Annotated in this window: 12 protein-coding genes; 6 read left to right on the forward strand and 6 right to left on the reverse strand. The window is 68.5% G+C overall.

Annotation, left to right across the window (positions count from 1 at the left end; translation table 11 throughout):
- Positions 1-21: 21 nt before the first annotated feature.
- Positions 22-1,125, reverse strand: a complete 1,104-nt coding sequence (locus DMB86_RS01535; RefSeq protein WP_113716257.1) for a serine hydrolase domain-containing protein — start codon at positions 1,123-1,125, stop codon at positions 22-24.
- A 125-nt stretch (positions 1,126-1,250) separates the two neighbouring features.
- Between DMB86_RS01535 and DMB86_RS01540 the strand changes: the two genes are divergently transcribed.
- Positions 1,251-4,430 carry an alpha-mannosidase gene (locus DMB86_RS01540; RefSeq protein ID WP_113716258.1) on the forward strand — a complete coding sequence of 1,060 codons (3,180 nt, stop codon included), beginning with the start codon at positions 1,251-1,253 and terminating at the stop codon, positions 4,428-4,430.
- A 389-nt stretch (positions 4,431-4,819) separates the two neighbouring features.
- On the opposite strand, the gene DMB86_RS01545 is transcribed toward DMB86_RS01540, so the two are convergent.
- Positions 4,820-6,874 (reverse strand): glycogen debranching N-terminal domain-containing protein, encoded by a 2,055-nt coding sequence (locus DMB86_RS01545; protein WP_113716259.1) that lies wholly within the window; start codon positions 6,872-6,874, stop codon positions 4,820-4,822.
- Positions 6,875-7,056: 182 nt separating this feature from the next.
- Here DMB86_RS01545 and DMB86_RS01550 point away from each other — a divergent pair, with 182 nt between their 5' ends.
- Both DMB86_RS01550 and DMB86_RS01555 read left to right on the forward strand, forming a co-directional pair.
- Positions 7,057-9,018 carry an acyl-CoA dehydrogenase family protein gene (locus DMB86_RS01550; protein WP_113716260.1) on the forward strand — a complete coding sequence of 654 codons (1,962 nt, stop codon included), beginning with the start codon at positions 7,057-7,059 and terminating at the stop codon, positions 9,016-9,018.
- Between the two features lie 131 nt (positions 9,019-9,149).
- Positions 9,150-9,449 carry a hypothetical protein gene (locus DMB86_RS01555; RefSeq protein WP_113716261.1) on the forward strand — a complete coding sequence of 100 codons (300 nt, stop codon included), beginning with the start codon at positions 9,150-9,152 and terminating at the stop codon, positions 9,447-9,449.
- A gap of 66 nt (positions 9,450-9,515) precedes the next feature.
- Here DMB86_RS01555 and DMB86_RS01560 read toward each other — a convergent pair whose 3' ends face one another.
- Both DMB86_RS01560 and DMB86_RS01565 read right to left on the reverse strand, forming a co-directional pair.
- The gene (locus DMB86_RS01560; RefSeq protein ID WP_113719252.1) at positions 9,516-9,941 is read right to left on the reverse strand and encodes a universal stress protein; all 426 of its coding nucleotides are present in this window, start codon (positions 9,939-9,941) and stop codon (positions 9,516-9,518) included.
- A 92-nt stretch (positions 9,942-10,033) separates the two neighbouring features.
- Positions 10,034-12,919, reverse strand: a complete 2,886-nt coding sequence (locus tag DMB86_RS01565; protein WP_113716262.1) for an FAD-binding and (Fe-S)-binding domain-containing protein — start codon at positions 12,917-12,919, stop codon at positions 10,034-10,036.
- A 261-nt stretch (positions 12,920-13,180) separates the two neighbouring features.
- Between DMB86_RS01565 and rraA the strand changes: the two genes are divergently transcribed.
- Positions 13,181-13,663 (forward strand): ribonuclease E activity regulator RraA, encoded by a 483-nt coding sequence (gene rraA / locus DMB86_RS01570; protein ID WP_113716263.1) that lies wholly within the window; start codon positions 13,181-13,183, stop codon positions 13,661-13,663.
- Between the two features lie 53 nt (positions 13,664-13,716).
- On the opposite strand, the gene DMB86_RS01575 is transcribed toward rraA, so the two are convergent.
- Both DMB86_RS01575 and DMB86_RS01580 read right to left on the reverse strand, forming a co-directional pair.
- A complete protein-coding gene (locus DMB86_RS01575) occupies positions 13,717-14,358 on the reverse strand; it encodes an NADPH-dependent F420 reductase (protein WP_113716264.1) in 642 nt (213 codons plus the stop codon).
- Between the two features lie 32 nt (positions 14,359-14,390).
- On the reverse strand, positions 14,391-14,876 hold the full coding sequence (locus DMB86_RS01580) for an acyl-CoA thioesterase (RefSeq protein ID WP_113716265.1): 486 nt from the start codon (positions 14,874-14,876) through the stop codon (positions 14,391-14,393).
- 134 nt (positions 14,877-15,010) lie between these two features.
- On the opposite strand from DMB86_RS01580, the gene DMB86_RS01585 reads away from it, so the two are divergent.
- Together DMB86_RS01585 and DMB86_RS01590 are read left to right on the forward strand one after the other, a co-directional pair.
- Entirely contained in the window at positions 15,011-15,829 is an 819-nt protein-coding gene (locus DMB86_RS01585; RefSeq protein ID WP_113716266.1) for a metal-dependent hydrolase, read from the forward strand.
- A 77-nt stretch (positions 15,830-15,906) separates the two neighbouring features.
- Positions 15,907-16,377 (forward strand): hypothetical protein, encoded by a 471-nt coding sequence (locus DMB86_RS01590; RefSeq protein WP_113716267.1) that lies wholly within the window; start codon positions 15,907-15,909, stop codon positions 16,375-16,377.
- The last annotated feature ends 4 nt before the right edge of the window (positions 16,378-16,381 follow it).

The following is a 16,381-nucleotide window of genomic DNA, read 5'->3' on the forward strand; positions in this document are numbered from 1 at the left end:
AGTTCGAGATCACCACCTCTTTCAGCGCAAAGCGAGAACCGCCCTGCGCACGGCGGCGCTGAGCTGCATGCCGCGGCCGGCGGTGGCTCCCTCCTCGTTCCACGCCGGGACGTAGCCAAATCCGATCCCGTACAGGGGATCGGCAAAGCCCAAAGCCGCGTTGGCGCCGTCGTGCCCGAAGGCCTGCGCGCTGCCAAAATCCATGCGCGGGTGCGACTTCATGAACGTGATGGCGAACGCGCTGGTGTCGCAAAAGACCCTGTCGAGGCCCCAGACCTGCTCCTGGGACATGGTGGCGACGGTTTCGGCCGACAGGTAGGCGGGCAGCCCGTCCACGCCGGTGATGGCACCGGCATAGACGCGGGCCAGGCCGTCGGCCGATCCCACGCCGGCGCCACTGCAGCTGCCCGCTGCGCGGACACTGCGAATGTTGGGCAGCCCCAGCAGGTTGCCGGCCTGGACGTTGCCGGACATGCCCGCGATGGAGTGAGGGTCCAGGAAGCCCGCCGGGGGTTCGTCGGCGAAGCGGACGGGACGGAAGCGCGGCTCCTCGGATTCAGGCAGGCCCAGGAACATGTCCGCGGAATAGGGCTCTCGGATCCGCCGGTTGTACAGGTCCTGCAGCCGCTCGCCCGTGACCCTGCGGCATAGCTCCTCCAGGAACACGCCCATGGTCAGGGCGTGGTAGCCGAAGGTCACGCTGCCGGGACGCCACAGCGGAGCCATGCCGGCGAGCCGGTCCGCGACGGCGGGAAGGTCATTGTATTCCTCCATGGCGAAGCCTCCCTGCACGCCCACCAGCCCGGCCTGGTGGGAGAGCAGTTCACGGACCAGGATGCCGCCCTTGCCATGGCGGGCAAACTCGGGCCAGTAGGAGGCCACGGGGGCATCGACGTCGATGAGGCCGTCCTGGACCAGCAGGCTGAAGGCCAGGGCGGCCACGCCCTTCGAGCAGGAGAACACGCCCGTCAGCGAGTCGGCCGACGAATCCGGTCCGCCCACCACGTCCACCACCTTCACGCCGTCGCGGTAGACCGCCAGCTGGGCGCTGTAGGCGGGATCGGCGTCAAGCATTGAGTCAAAAAGCCTGCGGACGGAGGCGAATTCATCGGTGGCAAAGTTCATGGGACCACTCTAGGGAACAAGCGGCGCACCCCTGCGCACCGCGCCGGATGCCCGCCGACGCACACAAGGCCGCCACTAGACTAAAGCTTCAAGTACCGCCCGTCCGCTCTGGAAGGCAGCTACGCATGCATGACAAGCACACCTTGATCGAGAACCGCCTCAAGCGTGTCCTGGCGGAACGGATCCTGCCCGCCGTCCACACCCCGGTGGCGCAGCTGGACCTGACGGCTTGGCATGTGGAGGGCGGCGCGGGGGAACCCGTTGACCCGGCCGTTGCGTTGGGGCTTAGCGGGCAGGATGCGTCCGCCCAGAGCGGCGCCATGGACGACGACGGTCCCTCCTTTGCGCCGTTCGCTGTCGGCCAGGCGTGGGGCCCGGCCTGGGGCACCAGCTGGATCCACCTCACCGGAACCGTCCCGCCGGAAGCCGCGGAGCACAAGGTGGAACTGGTGGTCGACCTGGGATTCAGCCAGTCGTGGCCGGGCTTCCAGGCCGAGGGGCTCGTGTACCGCCCGGACGGCACCGCGGTCAAGGCCCTGAACCCCCTGAACACCTGGATTCCGGTGGCGGACAGCGCTTTGGGCGGCGAACAAATCGACCTCTACGTCGAGGCGGCCGCCAACCCGTTTGTGTTCACGGACAACCCCTTTGTGCCCACCGGACTGGGCGAAAAATCAACGGCTGGCCCGGAACCGCGTTACACGATGGCCCGGGCCGACATCAACATTTTCAACAGCGACGTCTGGGAACTGGTGCAGGACCTGGAGGTGCTGGAGCAGCTGGCGGCCGAACTGGAACTGGGCAACCCGCGGCGCTGGGACATCCTCTACGCCCTGGAGCGCGCGCTCGACGCCGTTTCCCTCACGGACGTTCCCGGAACCGCGGCAGCCGCACGGTCCGAACTGAAGCAGGTGCTGGCCCGTCCGGCCCATGCCAGCGCCCACCAACTCAGCGCCGTCGGCCACGCACACATCGACTCGGCCTGGCTGTGGCCCCTGCGCGAGACGGTGCGGAAGGTGGCCCGCACGGCGTCGAACGTGGTGAACCTGCTGGCGGACCACCCCGAGCTGAAGTACGCCATGTCCTCCGCGCAGCAGTATGAATGGCTCAAGGAACAGCGCCCCGGGGTCTACGCGCGGGTCAAGGACGCCGTGGCGGAGGGCCGGTTCGTCCCGGTGGGCGGCATGTGGGTCGAATCCGACACCAACATGGTCGGCTCGGAGGCCATGGCCCGCCAGTTCAGCTACGGGCAGCGGTTCTTCCGCGACAACTTCGGCATCCAGTGCCAGGAGGTGTGGCTGCCCGACTCCTTTGGCTATTCCGCCGCCCTGCCCCAAATAGTGAAGCTGGCCGGCGCCAAGTGGTTCCTGACCCAGAAGATCTCCTGGAACACCGTCAACAAGTTCCCGCACCACACCTTCAACTGGGAGGGCATTGACGGCACCCGGGTGTTTACGCACTTCCCGCCCGTGGACACGTACAACTCCCAACTCTCCGGCGCCGAGCTGGCGCACGCCGTGCGGAATTTCCGCGACAAGGGCGCCGCATCCCGGTCGCTGGTGCCGTTTGGCTGGGGCGACGGCGGAGGGGGTCCCACGCGCGAGATGCTGGCGCGGGCGCGCCGCACCCAAAACCTGGAGGGTTCTGCGCAGGTCGCGATTGCCTCGCCGGCGGAGTTCTTCGCCGCGGCTGAAGCCGAATATCCGCACGCTCCGGTCTGGAAGGGCGAGCTGTACCTGGAGTTGCACCGCGGCACCTACACTTCCCAGGCGCTGACCAAGCAGGGCAACCGCCGCAGCGAGCACCTGCTGCGCGAGGCCGAACTGTGGAGCGCCACCGCCGCGGTGCGCGGCCTGCTCGACTACCCGTACGCCGAGCTGGACAGGCTCTGGAAGCTGGTGCTGCTCCACCAGTTCCACGACATCCTGCCCGGCTCCTCCATCGCCTGGGTGCACCGCGAGGCCGCCGAACGGTACGCCGAAATCGCCACCGACCTTAACGCGATCATCAGCCCGGCGCTGCTCGCGCTGGCGCCCCCGGCACCGGACCTCCAGCCGGGCGCGGAGGCGGACCCCCAACCGCTCCCCAACCTCGCAAGTCCTGCCGGGGATCCCTTGCGCGCGGAGCGGGATCCCGCGGGCTACACGCTCTTCAACGCCTCGCCCTACCCGCGCCGCGGCATTGCCCCGCTCAGCGCCGGCGTCCCGGCGCCAGCCGCGGGAGGGGTGACGGTGGAGCGGGACGGTGCAGACGTCGTCGTACATAACGGGCTCATCAGCGTCCGCTTCGGCGCGGACGGCGTGATCGGCTCGATCCTGGACGTGGCCGCGGACCGCGAGCTGGTGCCGGCCGGGCAGGGCGCCAACCTGCTGCAGCTGCACGCCGATTTCCCCAACATGTGGGACGCGTGGGACATTGACGAGTTTTACAAGAACACCGTCACGGACATCCGCGGGCTCGATTCGATGGAGGTGGTTGTGGAGGACGGAAGCGCCGAGATCACCATCAAAAGATCATTCCGCAATTCGCATATGTCCCAACGCGTACGCATCGCCCCGGACTCGAAGACCATCGTCGTCTACAACGAAGTCGACTGGCATGAGCGGGAGACGCTGCTCAAGGCCGCGTTCCCTCTTGACGTGCACGCGGATCATGCGCGGTTTGAGACGCAGTATGGGCACATTCAGCGTGCCACGCATGAGAACACCTCATGGGACAACGCCCGCTTTGAGGTGTGCGCGCACCGCTGGGTGCATGTGGGCGAACCCGGTTTCGGCGCGGCGGTTGTCAATGACTCCACCTACGGGCACGACGTTTCCCGCCACCCCGGGCGCAACGGGTCCAGCTTCACCACTGTTCGGCTGTCCCTGCTGCGCGGGCCGCGCTTCCCCGATCCGGAGACGGACCAGGGCCGGCATTCCTTCACTTACGGGCTCGTGGTGGGGGCCGACGTGCAGGAGGCCGTGGCCGCCGGCTACGCGCTGAACCTTCCATGGCGCGGCGTGCCGGCCGATGGCACCGCCGTCGAGCCCGTCGTCAGCACCGACTCGCGGGCCGCGCTGATTGAATGCGTCAAATTGGCCGACGACCGCAGCGGCGACGTCATCGTGCGCCTCTATGAGCCGCTGGGCGCCCGGGCATCGGTGGGCCTGAAGGCGTCCTTTGCCGTGGCCTCCGTGGCGGAAAACAACCTCCTGGAGCAGCCATACGACGCCGGATCGCTCACCTTTGCGGACGGGCGCATCAGCGTGGCGCTGCGCCCGTTCCAGATCCTCACGCTCAGGCTGCAGCGCGCGGGCGGTTGAGCTGGGGTTTCGGGCTTGGGTTCCAGGCCCTTCCGGTGATTGAGCCTGCCGAAATCAGGCCGGCGCCGGTCGTCGTTGGCGCGGGACGTCTCCGGGTGGACAGCGCCGGGCGCCTCGCGCCGCAGAATTTCCCTCGAATGGACAGCATTGGCGACCTGGGCGGGCTGCCGTGCCGCCAGAGTTGTACAGTGGAGGAACTTCCCGCTTGGCGCCTGGCACTGCTGGCGCTACCTCCGTGCCGTCTGTGGTGCCTGGCCACTGTTGCCGGATCTGCAGGAGCGTTTCGCAAAAGTCCCCCGGATCTGCAGGAGCGTCTGTGAAGGGGGAGCCGGTTTGGGCCGCCCTCAGCGTCCGCCCGGCCGCGGGCGTCGGGGCGCACGCCGGGCCCATCACCCAGCGGCAGAGACGGCCGTGTTCCCTTCCGCGTCAACATCCACCTTGAACTGCCGCCCGTTGGCCCACAGGCCGGAGACGCTGAAGGCGCCGAACGGCGTCGGCACCACGGCTGCCGCAACGGGCAGCCGACCTGCGCCCTGCGGTTCCAACCCAAGGGTCGCGAGCAGGATCGGGACGGCGGACGCGGCCGCCCACGCCTGCGGGCGGCAGGAAGACGGGTAGGGCTGCGGACCGCCGTCATCCGCCGGACGCCCTGAAAAAAGTTCTGGCAGCCGATAGCCAAAGCCCTCCGCGGCATTGAGCAGTCCGGCCGCAAGCTGCGCGGCGTCCGCGGTGTGGCCCGACGCCGCGAGCCCCCCCAGAATGACGGCGGAGTCGTGCGTCCAGACCGATCCGCAGTGGTAGCGCAGGGGCCAGTAGCCGGCGTTGCCGGTGTCCAGGGTGCGGATGCCGAAGCCCGAGAACAGGCTCGGGTGCATCAGTCGCGCGGCCACCACGGCACCTTCTTCCTCGGACAGGATGCCCGTCCCGAGCAGGTGGCCCATGTTGCTGGCCACCCCGTCCACCGGGCGCTTGTCCGCGTCAAGGGCGATGGCGGGATAGGTCCCCAGCCCGTCCCTGCACCAAAAGGCAGCGCGGAACTTCTCGGACAGGACGGCGGCCCAGGACCGCCACTCGTCCGCGCCGGGACGGCCCATCGCCTCCAGCAGCTCGGCGCCGTCCAAGGCGGCCCTGTACGCATAGCCCTGCACCTCCGCCAGGGCGATGGGTCCGCGGGCCAGGGAACCGTCACGCCAGCGGATGGAGTCCCCCGAGTCCTTCCAGCCCTGGTTCGCCAGGCCGTGGCCGGTGGTGTCGAGATACTCCAGAAATCCGTCGCCGTCGGCGTCCGCCCAGTCGCGAAGCCAGCCAAGGGCCGCCTCCAGGTTGCCCAGCAGCCCCCTCACCGCTTCCTCCGGCATGCCCCATTTCCAGGCGTCGTGCAGCAGGCTGATCCACAACGGGGTCGCATCCACGGTGCCGTAATAGACAGGCGGGAGGCGGAGCCCATCGTTGTGGGAGTTGGCAGGCAGCACCAGCTCGCCGCGGCGGAGTTCATGCAGGATCTTCCCGGGCTGCTCGGCGGTTTCGGGATGGTTTTCAACGCCCTGCCGTGCGGCCAGGGTGCGGAGCGTCCCGGCCGCCAACCCGGGGTCCACAGGCAGCATCATGCGGGCCGCAATGATCGAATCGCGCCCGAACAAGGTAAAGAACCACGGCGCCCCGGCAGCAAGGAAGGCGTCGTCGGGCCGTTCGACGGCGGACATCCGGAGCCCGGAAAGGTCCTGCTGGGCTTGGGCCACCAAGGCTGCCAGCCGTGGATCCCGCGCGCTGACCCGCAGCGGCTTGGGCCCGGCCGTCCCGACCGCGTCGGCGATCCCACCGGCGCTCTCACCGCGGGCGGCCGCAACCGGTGACTGCCCGTCCACGGCATCGACGGACCACCCCACCTGCGCCCGGCCCCGGGGAGGGATGGTGACATCCCAGCGGAAGGCGATGCCGCCGTCGTCCGCCATGGCAACAGCCCCCGGGGCCTCGAACGACGCCGTCACCGCGCCGGAGGAAGCCACCCACCGGCCGTCACGGCGGACGGGCGCAAGGGGAACCCGCGGACCGCCGGACTTGACGGCCGTCATGGGTGAAAAGTCGACCCCGATCCGCAGCCCCACGGAAACCGTCACCTCGTCGGGGAGGTCGGAACGGAGGGAAATCTCCTCCGCGACGCGCGAGGGCCCGACCGTCCGGCGCCGCGCCAGCAGGAGCAGCGGGTCCGCATAGGCCCCTCCCACGGCCCGCACCACGGAATCAAACACCGGCCCGGCGGAACCCAGCGGCTCAGGTTCCTCGCCATTGACGGTCAACACGGCCTCGCCGACCACCCGGGTGTCGGCGACGTACATGCCCTGCGCCCCCTGCGCGCGGATCTGCCCGTCCTGCCCGGACCAGGCCTGCATCGGCGCGGCGAGCAGCATGCTCAAGTCATGGAGAAAGGGCTGGCGCGGGGACATGGTGCCTCCTGGGGTAGGGCATGCGATGACTCCTCCCCATACTGCCCTTAACGGGCGTGAAAGCACATGCCCCCGACCGACCATTGCCGCCCCACCTACCGCCGAGTAGCATCGAGGCAAGAGCCGATTCTTGAGCTCCGCATGCCGGTGCCCACGTCGGCGCCGGCGGAATCGAGGTAGTCATGAGCACACATGTTGACGGTCCGGCCGCGGCGCCCGTAAATGTCACGGCCGAGGACGCGCGCAATGCGGCTGAGGCGGCGCGGGAAACCACGTGGGAGCGGCCCAGCTTTGCCAAGGGCCTTTACCTGGGCGACTTTGACCTGAGCCTGATCCACCCGCATCCGCAGGCCCCGGACGACGACGTGGCGCGCGGCGACGCCTTCCTCGAGGAGCTGGAGGCCTATGCCCGCACCATGGACCCGGCCATCATTGAACGGGACGCCCTGGTCCCGGACGAATACCTCGCCGGACTCGCCAGGCTCGGCGTCTTTGGCATGAAGATCCCGCGCAAGTACGGCGGCCTGGGCCTGAACCTGACCTACTACGGCCGCGCCCTGGCCATCCTGGGCACCGTCCACCCCTCCTTCGGCGCGCTGGTCTCCGCCCATCAGTCCATCGGCGTCCCGGAACCCGTCAAGGTCTTTGGCACGGAAGAGCAAAGGCAGAAGTACCTGGCCCGCTGTGCCGCGGGGGCCGTCACCGCCTTCCTGCTGACCGAGCCCGACGTCGGCTCCGACCCCGCGCGCATGGCCTGCGCCGCCGTCCCCACCGAGGACGGATCCGAATACGTCCTGGACGGCGTCAAGCTGTGGACCACCAACGGCGTCATCGCCGAACTGGTCGTGGTCATGGCGGTGGTGCCCTCGCGGGGCCTGGATGGGAACGGCAAAAGGACCGGCGGCATCACCGCCTTTGTGGTGGAGGCCGATTCCCCCGGCATCACGGTGGAGCACCGCAACAAGTTCATGGGCCTGCGTGGCATTGAAAACGGCGTCACCCGCTTCCACCAGGTCCGGGTGCCCGCGGAGAACCGGCTGGGCCGCGAAGGGCAGGGGCTGAAGATCGCCCTGACCACGCTGAACACCGGCCGGCTGTCCATCCCCGCCATGGCCGCCGGCGCCGGCAAGTGGTCGCTGAAGATCGCCCGCGAATGGTCCAACGCGCGCACCCAGTGGGGCCACCCCGTGGGCCAGCACGAGTCCGTGGGCAAGAAACTGGCTTTCATGGCCGCCACCACCTTCGCCCTGGAAGCCGTCTTTGAACTGTCGGCCGCATTGGCCGACGCCGGCATGAAGGACGTGCGGATCGAGGCCGCCCTGGCGAAGCTGTGGTCCTCGGAAATGTCCTACCGGTGCGCCGACGAGCTGGTGCAGGTGCGCGGCGGCCGCGGCTATGAAACGGCCGAATCCCTCGCGGCCCGCGGCGAGCGCGCCGTCCCGGCGGAGCAGCTGCTGCGCGACCTGCGCATCAACCGGATCTTTGAGGGCTCCACGGAGATCATGCACCTACTGATCGCCCGCGAGGCGGTGGACGCGCACCTGGCCGCCGCCGGCGACCTGGCCTCCACCACGGCGACGCTGCAGCAAAAGGGCAAGGCCGCCGTGGCGGCCAGCGGCTTCTACGCCAAGTGGCTCCCGCAGCTGGTGGTGGGCAAGGGCCTGGACCCCCGCTCCTACAACGAGTTCGGCCCCCTCGCCAAGCACCTGCGCTACGTGGAACGCGAATCCCGGCGCCTGGCCCGCCAGACCTTCTACGGGATGGGGCGCTGGCAGGGCAGGCTCGAGTACAAGCAGGCATTCCTGGGCCGGATTGTGGACATCGGAGCCGAGCTGTTTGCCATTGCCGCCTGCTGCAGCAGGGTGGAGATGATCCGGCTCAAGGACCCCGCTCAGGGCCGGTCCGCGCTCCAGCTCGCCGACGCGTTTGCCGGCCAGTCCCGGCTGCGCATCGAGGCCCTGTTCAGCGACCTTTGGCACAACACGGACGACGCCGATTCCTCCCTCTCCGCCTCCCTCCTGGCCGGCGACTACGCCTGGCTGGAGGACGGGATCATCGACCTGTCCGAAGGCACCGGCCCGTGGATCGCCGACGCCACACCCGGCCCCACCACGCGGGAGGACCAACACCGTAAATACCGGTAAGGTAACAGCCCACGAAAAAGCATCACATCTTGATGTCATTCACACGGCGCGCGGGGCGCATGATTCACCCCGCATGGGCCACGCATACCGTATGAAAGTACACATGCCTGTGGACGATATGGAGTATTTCCGTGGACTTTACGCACATCAATTCATACCTGTTGGTTTATTCCGGGACCGTGGCGCTCGGCCTGCTCATGCTGGCCATCATGCTGGTGTCCTTCCTGGCCGTGACATCAGTGCTGGCCGTGCTCTACGGGCTGGTGGGAGCCGCGCGCCGGCTCGCCGACGCTGCCGTGAAGTCCGTGAAGTCCAGGCCCGTGGTCAGTCCGGGACCGGCCGTGCTGCGGCACTCCAGCAGGGCCGTCGTCGTGCACGCCCCGCGCACGCGGCCCATGGCGGACGAAGCCGCAGGCAGCAAGGCGGCCTGAATCCACAAAACCCCCGCCGCCGTGCGGCAGCGGGGGTTTCACGTCGGTCGCGCGGTCCGGGACCAGTCAGTCGTCGGTCTTGACGATGTAGACGTCGCACGGGGCGTTGTGGGACACGGCGTTGGCCACCGATCCCAGCACCCGCTTGAGGCCCTGCATGCGCACGTTGCCGACCACGATGAGGTCTGCCTTGAGCTTCGTGGCTTCCTCGAGGAGGACGTCGGCGGGCTTGCCCAGCGCGGAGGAGTACTCGGTCTTCACGCCGCTGATTTTCAGCTCGTCGGCCACGCGCTGTGCGACACGTTCGGCTTCGTCGGCGGTGGACAGGAACCATTCGTCGTTGCCGATCTCGACCTTTTCGGTCTTGTCCTCACCGAACGCGGTCACCACGCGGAGCGTGGATCCCAGAGACTTGGCCAGGTTCGCTGCCACCCGGGCGGCCTTCATGGACGTTGAGTTGCCGTCGACCCCGACGATGATAATTCCTGCCATTTTCATACATCCTTCGTTTGGTATTGTGCACAAGCAGTATTGATAACTACCTTAGCCACAGAATGTGCCCTTTAGGCCGGAAGGTGGGGCAACTAACCGCACGTTTCGCGGCCGCCGGCGGTGGCAGGGCTCGTCGAGACCTCCGCCAACAGCTCAAGCACGTGCCGGTATTGGGCGCCGGTGGCCCGGGTCATGCCCAGTTCACAGGTCCGGTTGCAGGAGGCGTGCGCGGAGGCGCCCATCGCCGCGACGTCTGTGGCCTGCGCAGCGGTCGCGGACGCTGTCAGTTCCGGATGGAGCATGCCACGGTCCCCCGCAAAGCCGCAGCAGCCCCAGCCGTCGGGGACCTGGACATTATCCGCGACGGCGCCGGCCACCTTTTCCAGCGCCGGGTTCAGTCCCATGCGGGTCGAGGAGCAGGTGGGGTGCAGCGCCAGGGAGTCGATCCGCGTCCACGTCCGGCCCAGCGCCGGCAGCACGCGCTCCGCCGTGAAGGCCACCGCATCCACCACGCGCAGCGGCCGCCGGCCGGGCACGGGAACCTCCGATCCAATGGTGTGGATCAGCCCCTCCGTGCAGCTGGAGGCGTCGCAGATGATGTTCAGCTCGCCGTCGCGCGTGGCCTCCCGGAGGAGTGCCAGGGTGCGCGCGTGCATTGCCGCGAGCCCGGCCTCCATCCCCTTGGACGACCATGGCGTGCCGCAGCAGGCACCCTCGATCCCCTCCGGCACCAGCAGTTCCAGCCCGGCCCGCACGCACAATTCTTCAAAGCTGGCCTGCACGCCTGGCGAGGATTCGGCCGCCGGGCCGAACATGGCGTTCACACAGGCCGGGAAATACACGGCCGCCGGTTCCGCTGAAGGGGCGGGACGGCGTCGTGCGTGTCCTCCGGCCGGCAGCTCGGTCGAATACAGCGGCAGGGTGTCCGCGCCGAGGACCTTCCGTCCCAGCGTGTTGGCCGGAAGCACGACGCCGGCCGGCACCTTTGAGGCCACCGTCAGTGCCAGCCCGGCCCCCTGGGTGACGGCTCCCCAGTGCCTGGCTGCGGTCTCCCAGACCCCGTTTTCGAGTCTTCCGGCAGCGTCGCGGCGCAGGTGCTTGACCAGGTTGCCGGTGTTGATGTCCACGGGGCAGGCGGTCTGGCACATGCCGTCCACGGCGCAGGTGTCCACGGCGGCGTAGCCGTAGTCGGCCTCCAGCGCGTTGGCCAGCGCCAGGTCGCCGTCGGTGCGGGCCGCCTCGATCGCGCGCAGGGTCACGATCCGCTGCCGTGGGGTCAGCGTCAGGTCCTTGCTGGGACAGACGGGTTCGCAGTAGCCGCAGGAAACGCAGCGGTCCACCTCGGCGTCCACTGCGGGCGGGGCGGACTTGATGTGGCGCAGATGGGCGGAGGGGTCGTCGTCGAGCAGGACGCCCGGGTTGAGCATGCCGGACGGGTCGAAGAGCGCCTTGATGCGGCGCATGATGTCGTACAGTTCATCGCCGTACTGGCGCCGCACGAAGGGGGCCATGACGCGCCCCGTGCCGTGTTCGGCTTTCAGCGAGCCGCCCTCGCCGAGCACCACATCCACCATGTCCTCCGTGAACGCGGCGTAGCGGTCCAGCTGGTCGGCGGTTTCAAAGCCGTCGGTCAGCATGAAGTGGATGTTGCCGTCCTTGGCGTGCCCGAACGTGACGGAGTTTTCATAGCCGTGCTTTTCGAACAGCTTCCCCAGCGCCAGGCAGGTCCGGGCCAGCGCGGGAACGGGCACCACCACGTCCTCAAGCAGTGCCGTGGTGCCCGGCGGGCGGGCCCCGGCAACGGAGGTGTACAGGCCCTTGCGGAGGTGCCAGAGTTCCGCGCGGACACTCGCGTCAGTGCTGAAATGCGCTGGCGCGGACAAGCCCAGGGTGGCCGCCAGCGCGGTGGCGCTGTCCTCGAGCCCGGGCAGCTCCGCCGCGTCGCCGCTTTGGTATTCCACGAGCAACGCCGCATGGTTTTCCACCTGCAAATCACGGACGACGCAGGGCACCCGGGCCAGCCCCTGGCCCACCTTCAGCGACATGGCGTCCATGAGCTCCACGGTGGCGGCGCCGCTGGCCACCAGTTCAGGCAGTGCCGTGTTGGCGGCCTCGAGGTCCTGGAAAACGAGCAGTCCGGACGTGGCGTGGGCCAGGCGGGGCACGGTGCGGAACACGGCCTCGGCCACAAAGCCGAGCGTTCCCTCGCTGCCGACGATCAGGTGCGCCAGGATCTCGGCCGGGCTGTCAAAATCCAGCAGCGAGTTCAGCCCGTAGCCCATGGTGTTTTTCCTGGAGAACTGGTGCTCGATGATCTTTCGGGACTCGGGGTTGGTGAGGACACGGGCGCGCAGTTCCACCAGCCCGGCAAAAATGTCGGGTTCCAGCGCGCGGAGGCGGGCGTCGGCGTCGTCCGCGCCGGTGTCGATGACGGTGCCGCTGGGCAGCACCACGGTCAGCGACTCCAACGTGCGATAGGCGTTGTCCCGCGTGCCGCAGGCCATCCCGGAGGAATTGTTCGCAACCACGCCGCCGATGGTGCACGCCACCTCGCTGGCAGGATCCGGGCCGAACTTGCGGCCGAAGCGGAGGAGGCGGGCGTTGAGCGCGCGCACCGTGGCGCCGGGCTGGACGCGGACGCGGGCGCCGCCGTCGAGCACCTCGATCCCACGGAAGTTTTTCCGCACATCCACGAGCAGTCCGTCCGTGACTCCCTGGCCGCTGAGGCTGGTCCCACCCGAGCGGAGCGTCAGCGGGAGGCGGTGCGCGGCACTGGCTTGCAGGAGCTGGCCGACTTCTTCGGCACTGGCCGGCACGGCCACGGCCTGCGGCAGGAGGTAAAAGTGGGAGGCGTCATGCGCATGCGCATGCAGGTCCAGCGGCCGGGTGGTGGTCTGCTCCGGGGCTGCCAGGGCCGCGCGGATGGAGGCGACACTGCCCCTGGATCCGGCGCCGCCCCGATCTCGCTGCACTGGCATGCCTGAATCCCTTCACCGACGATTCACTTCCGCGACGTCCAAGTGGCGAACAGCCGCGGATTGTCTGACAAGCATACTCAGAGCGAGCATTGTGACCATCCGTGGAAAGGCGTCCCTTGCCCCGTCTGGCCCGCGCGTGCCTGGAAAGCGTGCTGGACGCCCACCTGGCCACGGCCCGCGAGCGCCTGGCGGACGCGGTGGGCGTGGGACCGGACACGAATTGGCCGTGACGGCGCACCCGCGGCCGCATAGGCTGGCACCATGACATTCACTACGGCTGACCTCTACGACGAACACGGCACCGAACTGGCCTCCGTTTCCCTGCAGTTCCGCGATTTTGGCACCCGCACCGAATTCAGCGGACCTGCCCGCACCGTCCGCTGCTTCCAGGACAACGCCCTGGCCAAGGCCCTGCTGGCGACGCCCGGCAACGGCGCGGTGCTGGTGATCGACGGCGGCGGCTCGCTGGAAACCGCCCTGATGGGGGACATGATTGCCCGGTCCGCCGTGGAGAATGGCTGGTCCGGGGTCATCATCAACGGCGCCATCCGCGACAGCGAGGTGGTGGACACGCTGCCGCTGGGTGTGAAGGCCCTGGGCACCAACCCGGTCAAGAGCGCCAAGGACGGCATCGGGGAGGTGGATGTCCCCGTGCAGCTGGGCGCCATCACCATTTGGCCGGAAGCGATGGTCTACGCCGATGCGGACGGCATCCTCGTCGAACGCCGCAATCCGGCAGCGTAGGGCGGCCGCCGGAAGGACCGGACCCGCCCGGGAGGCCGGCCCCGTCCTGCGCGCTAAACCACCCGCGGCGCCTTCGCCAGGTTCTCGGCGAGCTCTGCCGCGTTTTGCCGCACCACGTAGGCCGGGCGGTCGCGTTCCACCCGCCAGCTCTCGGACAGCGTCCCGATGTTCACGGTGTCGAAGCCGAACTCGTCGTACAGGCGTGTGACCAGGTCCGCGGCGTCCGCGTGGTCGCTGGCGGTGGCCAGGGCCCGGCGGTTTTCGGTGCCTGCGGGCGTGCCGGCGGTGGTGATGTCCGCTGCCAGGATATGGTTGAAGCCCTTGGCCACCTTTGACTCCGCCAGGTGCGCCTGCAGCAGACCGGAGGTGGTGGCCTCGCCGTTGTCCAGGGCGGGAACGCGGCCGTCGCGTTCCCAATAGTAGTTGTTGGTGTCAATGACCACCTTGCCGGCCAGCGGTTCCGCCGGAATGTCCAGGTAGCTCTTCAGGGGGACCGTGACGACGGCGAAATCGGCCGCCTCCGCCGCTTCCCGTGCCGTGGCGGCCCGGGCGCGCGGGCCCAGCTCCTCCACGAGGCCGGCGAGGGTTTCCGGCCCCCGCGAATTGCTGATGACCACGTCATACCCAAGCTGTACCGCCTTGCGTGCAATCTGGCTGCCGATGTGTCCTGCCCCGATGATTCCCAGTGTTGTCATGTCGGTGTAACCGCCGCGGCGGCCTGAAAATTTCAGTGAAAGTTCGCCTCGCCGAGAAGCGGTGCCAGCTGCGCCTTCTTTTCCGCCGCAATGCGCAGGACGGTCCCGCTTCCCTCGTGGAAGAACGCGATGGTGGTTTCCGCCATGGCGCACTTCACGCGGGTGACCGGATCGAAAATGGCGTAGGCCACTGTGAGGCTGGCCCCCTTGACCGCGCTGATCCACACCTCGATCCGGGCCGGGACGTTGCGGTAGTTCAGCGGCACCAGGTACTTCACCCGGTGCTCGACCACCAGCGCCTGCGTGCCTTCCGGCAGGTCGGAAAAGATGGGCAGCTCCACGTCGACGCCCGGCAGCCCGGTGCCCGCCGGGGGGCCGAACGCGTGGATGCGGGCCTCCTCCATGATGCGCAGCACCTCCACGTTGTTGATGTGTCCGTACGCGTCCATGTCCCCCCAGCGCATGGGAACGTTCACGGTGAGCCGCAGGCCGCCGTCGTGCCTTGAATCCTTTGCCATGGGGCTACGGTATCGCGATGGGGCGCATTTCACGGCGGCGCCAACACGACTTTGTCCGTCCGTGGCCTTACTGTGGTGCTTGCGTCTTTTTCCTCCGAGCGTTGAGGGATCCACCCGCGCCGAAAGGAAACGTCATGATGGGACCCCACCACGCCGCCTGCGGGGCCGCCGCCTGGCTGGCGCTGACCACCCGCTTCCACGTTGACACGGGTGGTGCCGCCGCGGTGCTGCCGTTCCTGCCGCACGGGTTCGACGTCGGACTGGGGCTTTTGCACGTCGGCGCCGCCGGGGTGCTGGCCGGCACCATCGTCACGGCGGGCGCGGCGCTGCTGCCCGACGCCGACCACCGGAAGGCCACGATTGCGCACTCGCTGCCGCCGGTCTCCAACGCCATGTGCGTCCAGGTGGGGCGCCTGTCCGGCGGGCACCGGCATGGCACCCACTCCCTGCTGGGCCTGGCCGTCTTTGTGTTCATCTCCATGCTGGCGGGAATGTGGACCGCGCACCTGGAACCTTTCGGCGTGATCTATCCCGGAGCCGGGGTCCTGACCGTGCTGCTGGCGTCGTTCGCGGCCAAGGCCCTGAAGTTCATCCCCGACACCATGCGCAGGTTTCCGTGGGTCCTGGGGATCGCCGTGGGCGTTTTCATCACCTTCTTCGCCCCGCAGGACCAGTTCTGGTTCCCGCTGGCGGTGGGGCTGGGCGCGGCGGTGCATGTTGCCGGGGACATGCTGACCACGGGCGGCTGCAATCTGTTGTGGCCGCTGCGGATCCGACCCCCGCGGCTGGCGCGGAAACTGCCGCTGGTGCCCTTCTTGTGGAAACGCAACGGCAATGTGGCGCTGCCCGTCCTCGGCAACGCCGGTTCCTGGCGCGAATGGACGCTGCTGGTTCCTCTCAGCGGCTACGTGGGGCTGGGGATCGTGGGCACTGCCGCGCGCTGGCTGGGATGATCCCGGGCTCGGAAAATGGCCACTGGAACCCAGTAAGTTGTAAGGAAACGTCCAGTTCCGTTGGCTAGCATGACTGCATGTCCGCCGTCCCTCCGCCCCGCCGCCGCGTGGAATTTCTTTTGGTCCCGTTCGTGGCGGCCCTGTGCATGGCGTTCATCATCGGCGCCATTGTGATGGACAAGGATTCGGGCGGCTGCCCGCCGCCGTCATGGCGCAACCACGTGACGTTGACAGTGACGGGGAACGAGGCGGCCGTTGCCCGCGTGGATGCCGTCACGGCCTGCGACGGCGCCAAGTGCGTCCCGCTCACGCCCACCTTTGCCAAGCAGGCCGACGGCGGGTCCGCCATGCTGGCCCGCCAGCGGGACGGCTCCTGGCTCCTCAATGTCGGTGCGCAACCGTCGTCGTCCGTCACCTTCAGTGCCTTTGACGCGGCCGGAATGGTGCTGGGCCAGCAGTCCAACATCCTGAACTGGACCAGGGTGGGCGGCAACGAAAAGTGCGGCGGCCCCATGGCGGCCCTGAAGGTGTCCCTGAATCTGGAGTGAGCCG

Origin of the sequence: Arthrobacter dokdonellae (assembly GCF_003268655.1) — a bacterium.
GTDB lineage: Bacteria > Actinomycetota > Actinomycetes > Actinomycetales > Micrococcaceae > Specibacter > Specibacter dokdonellae.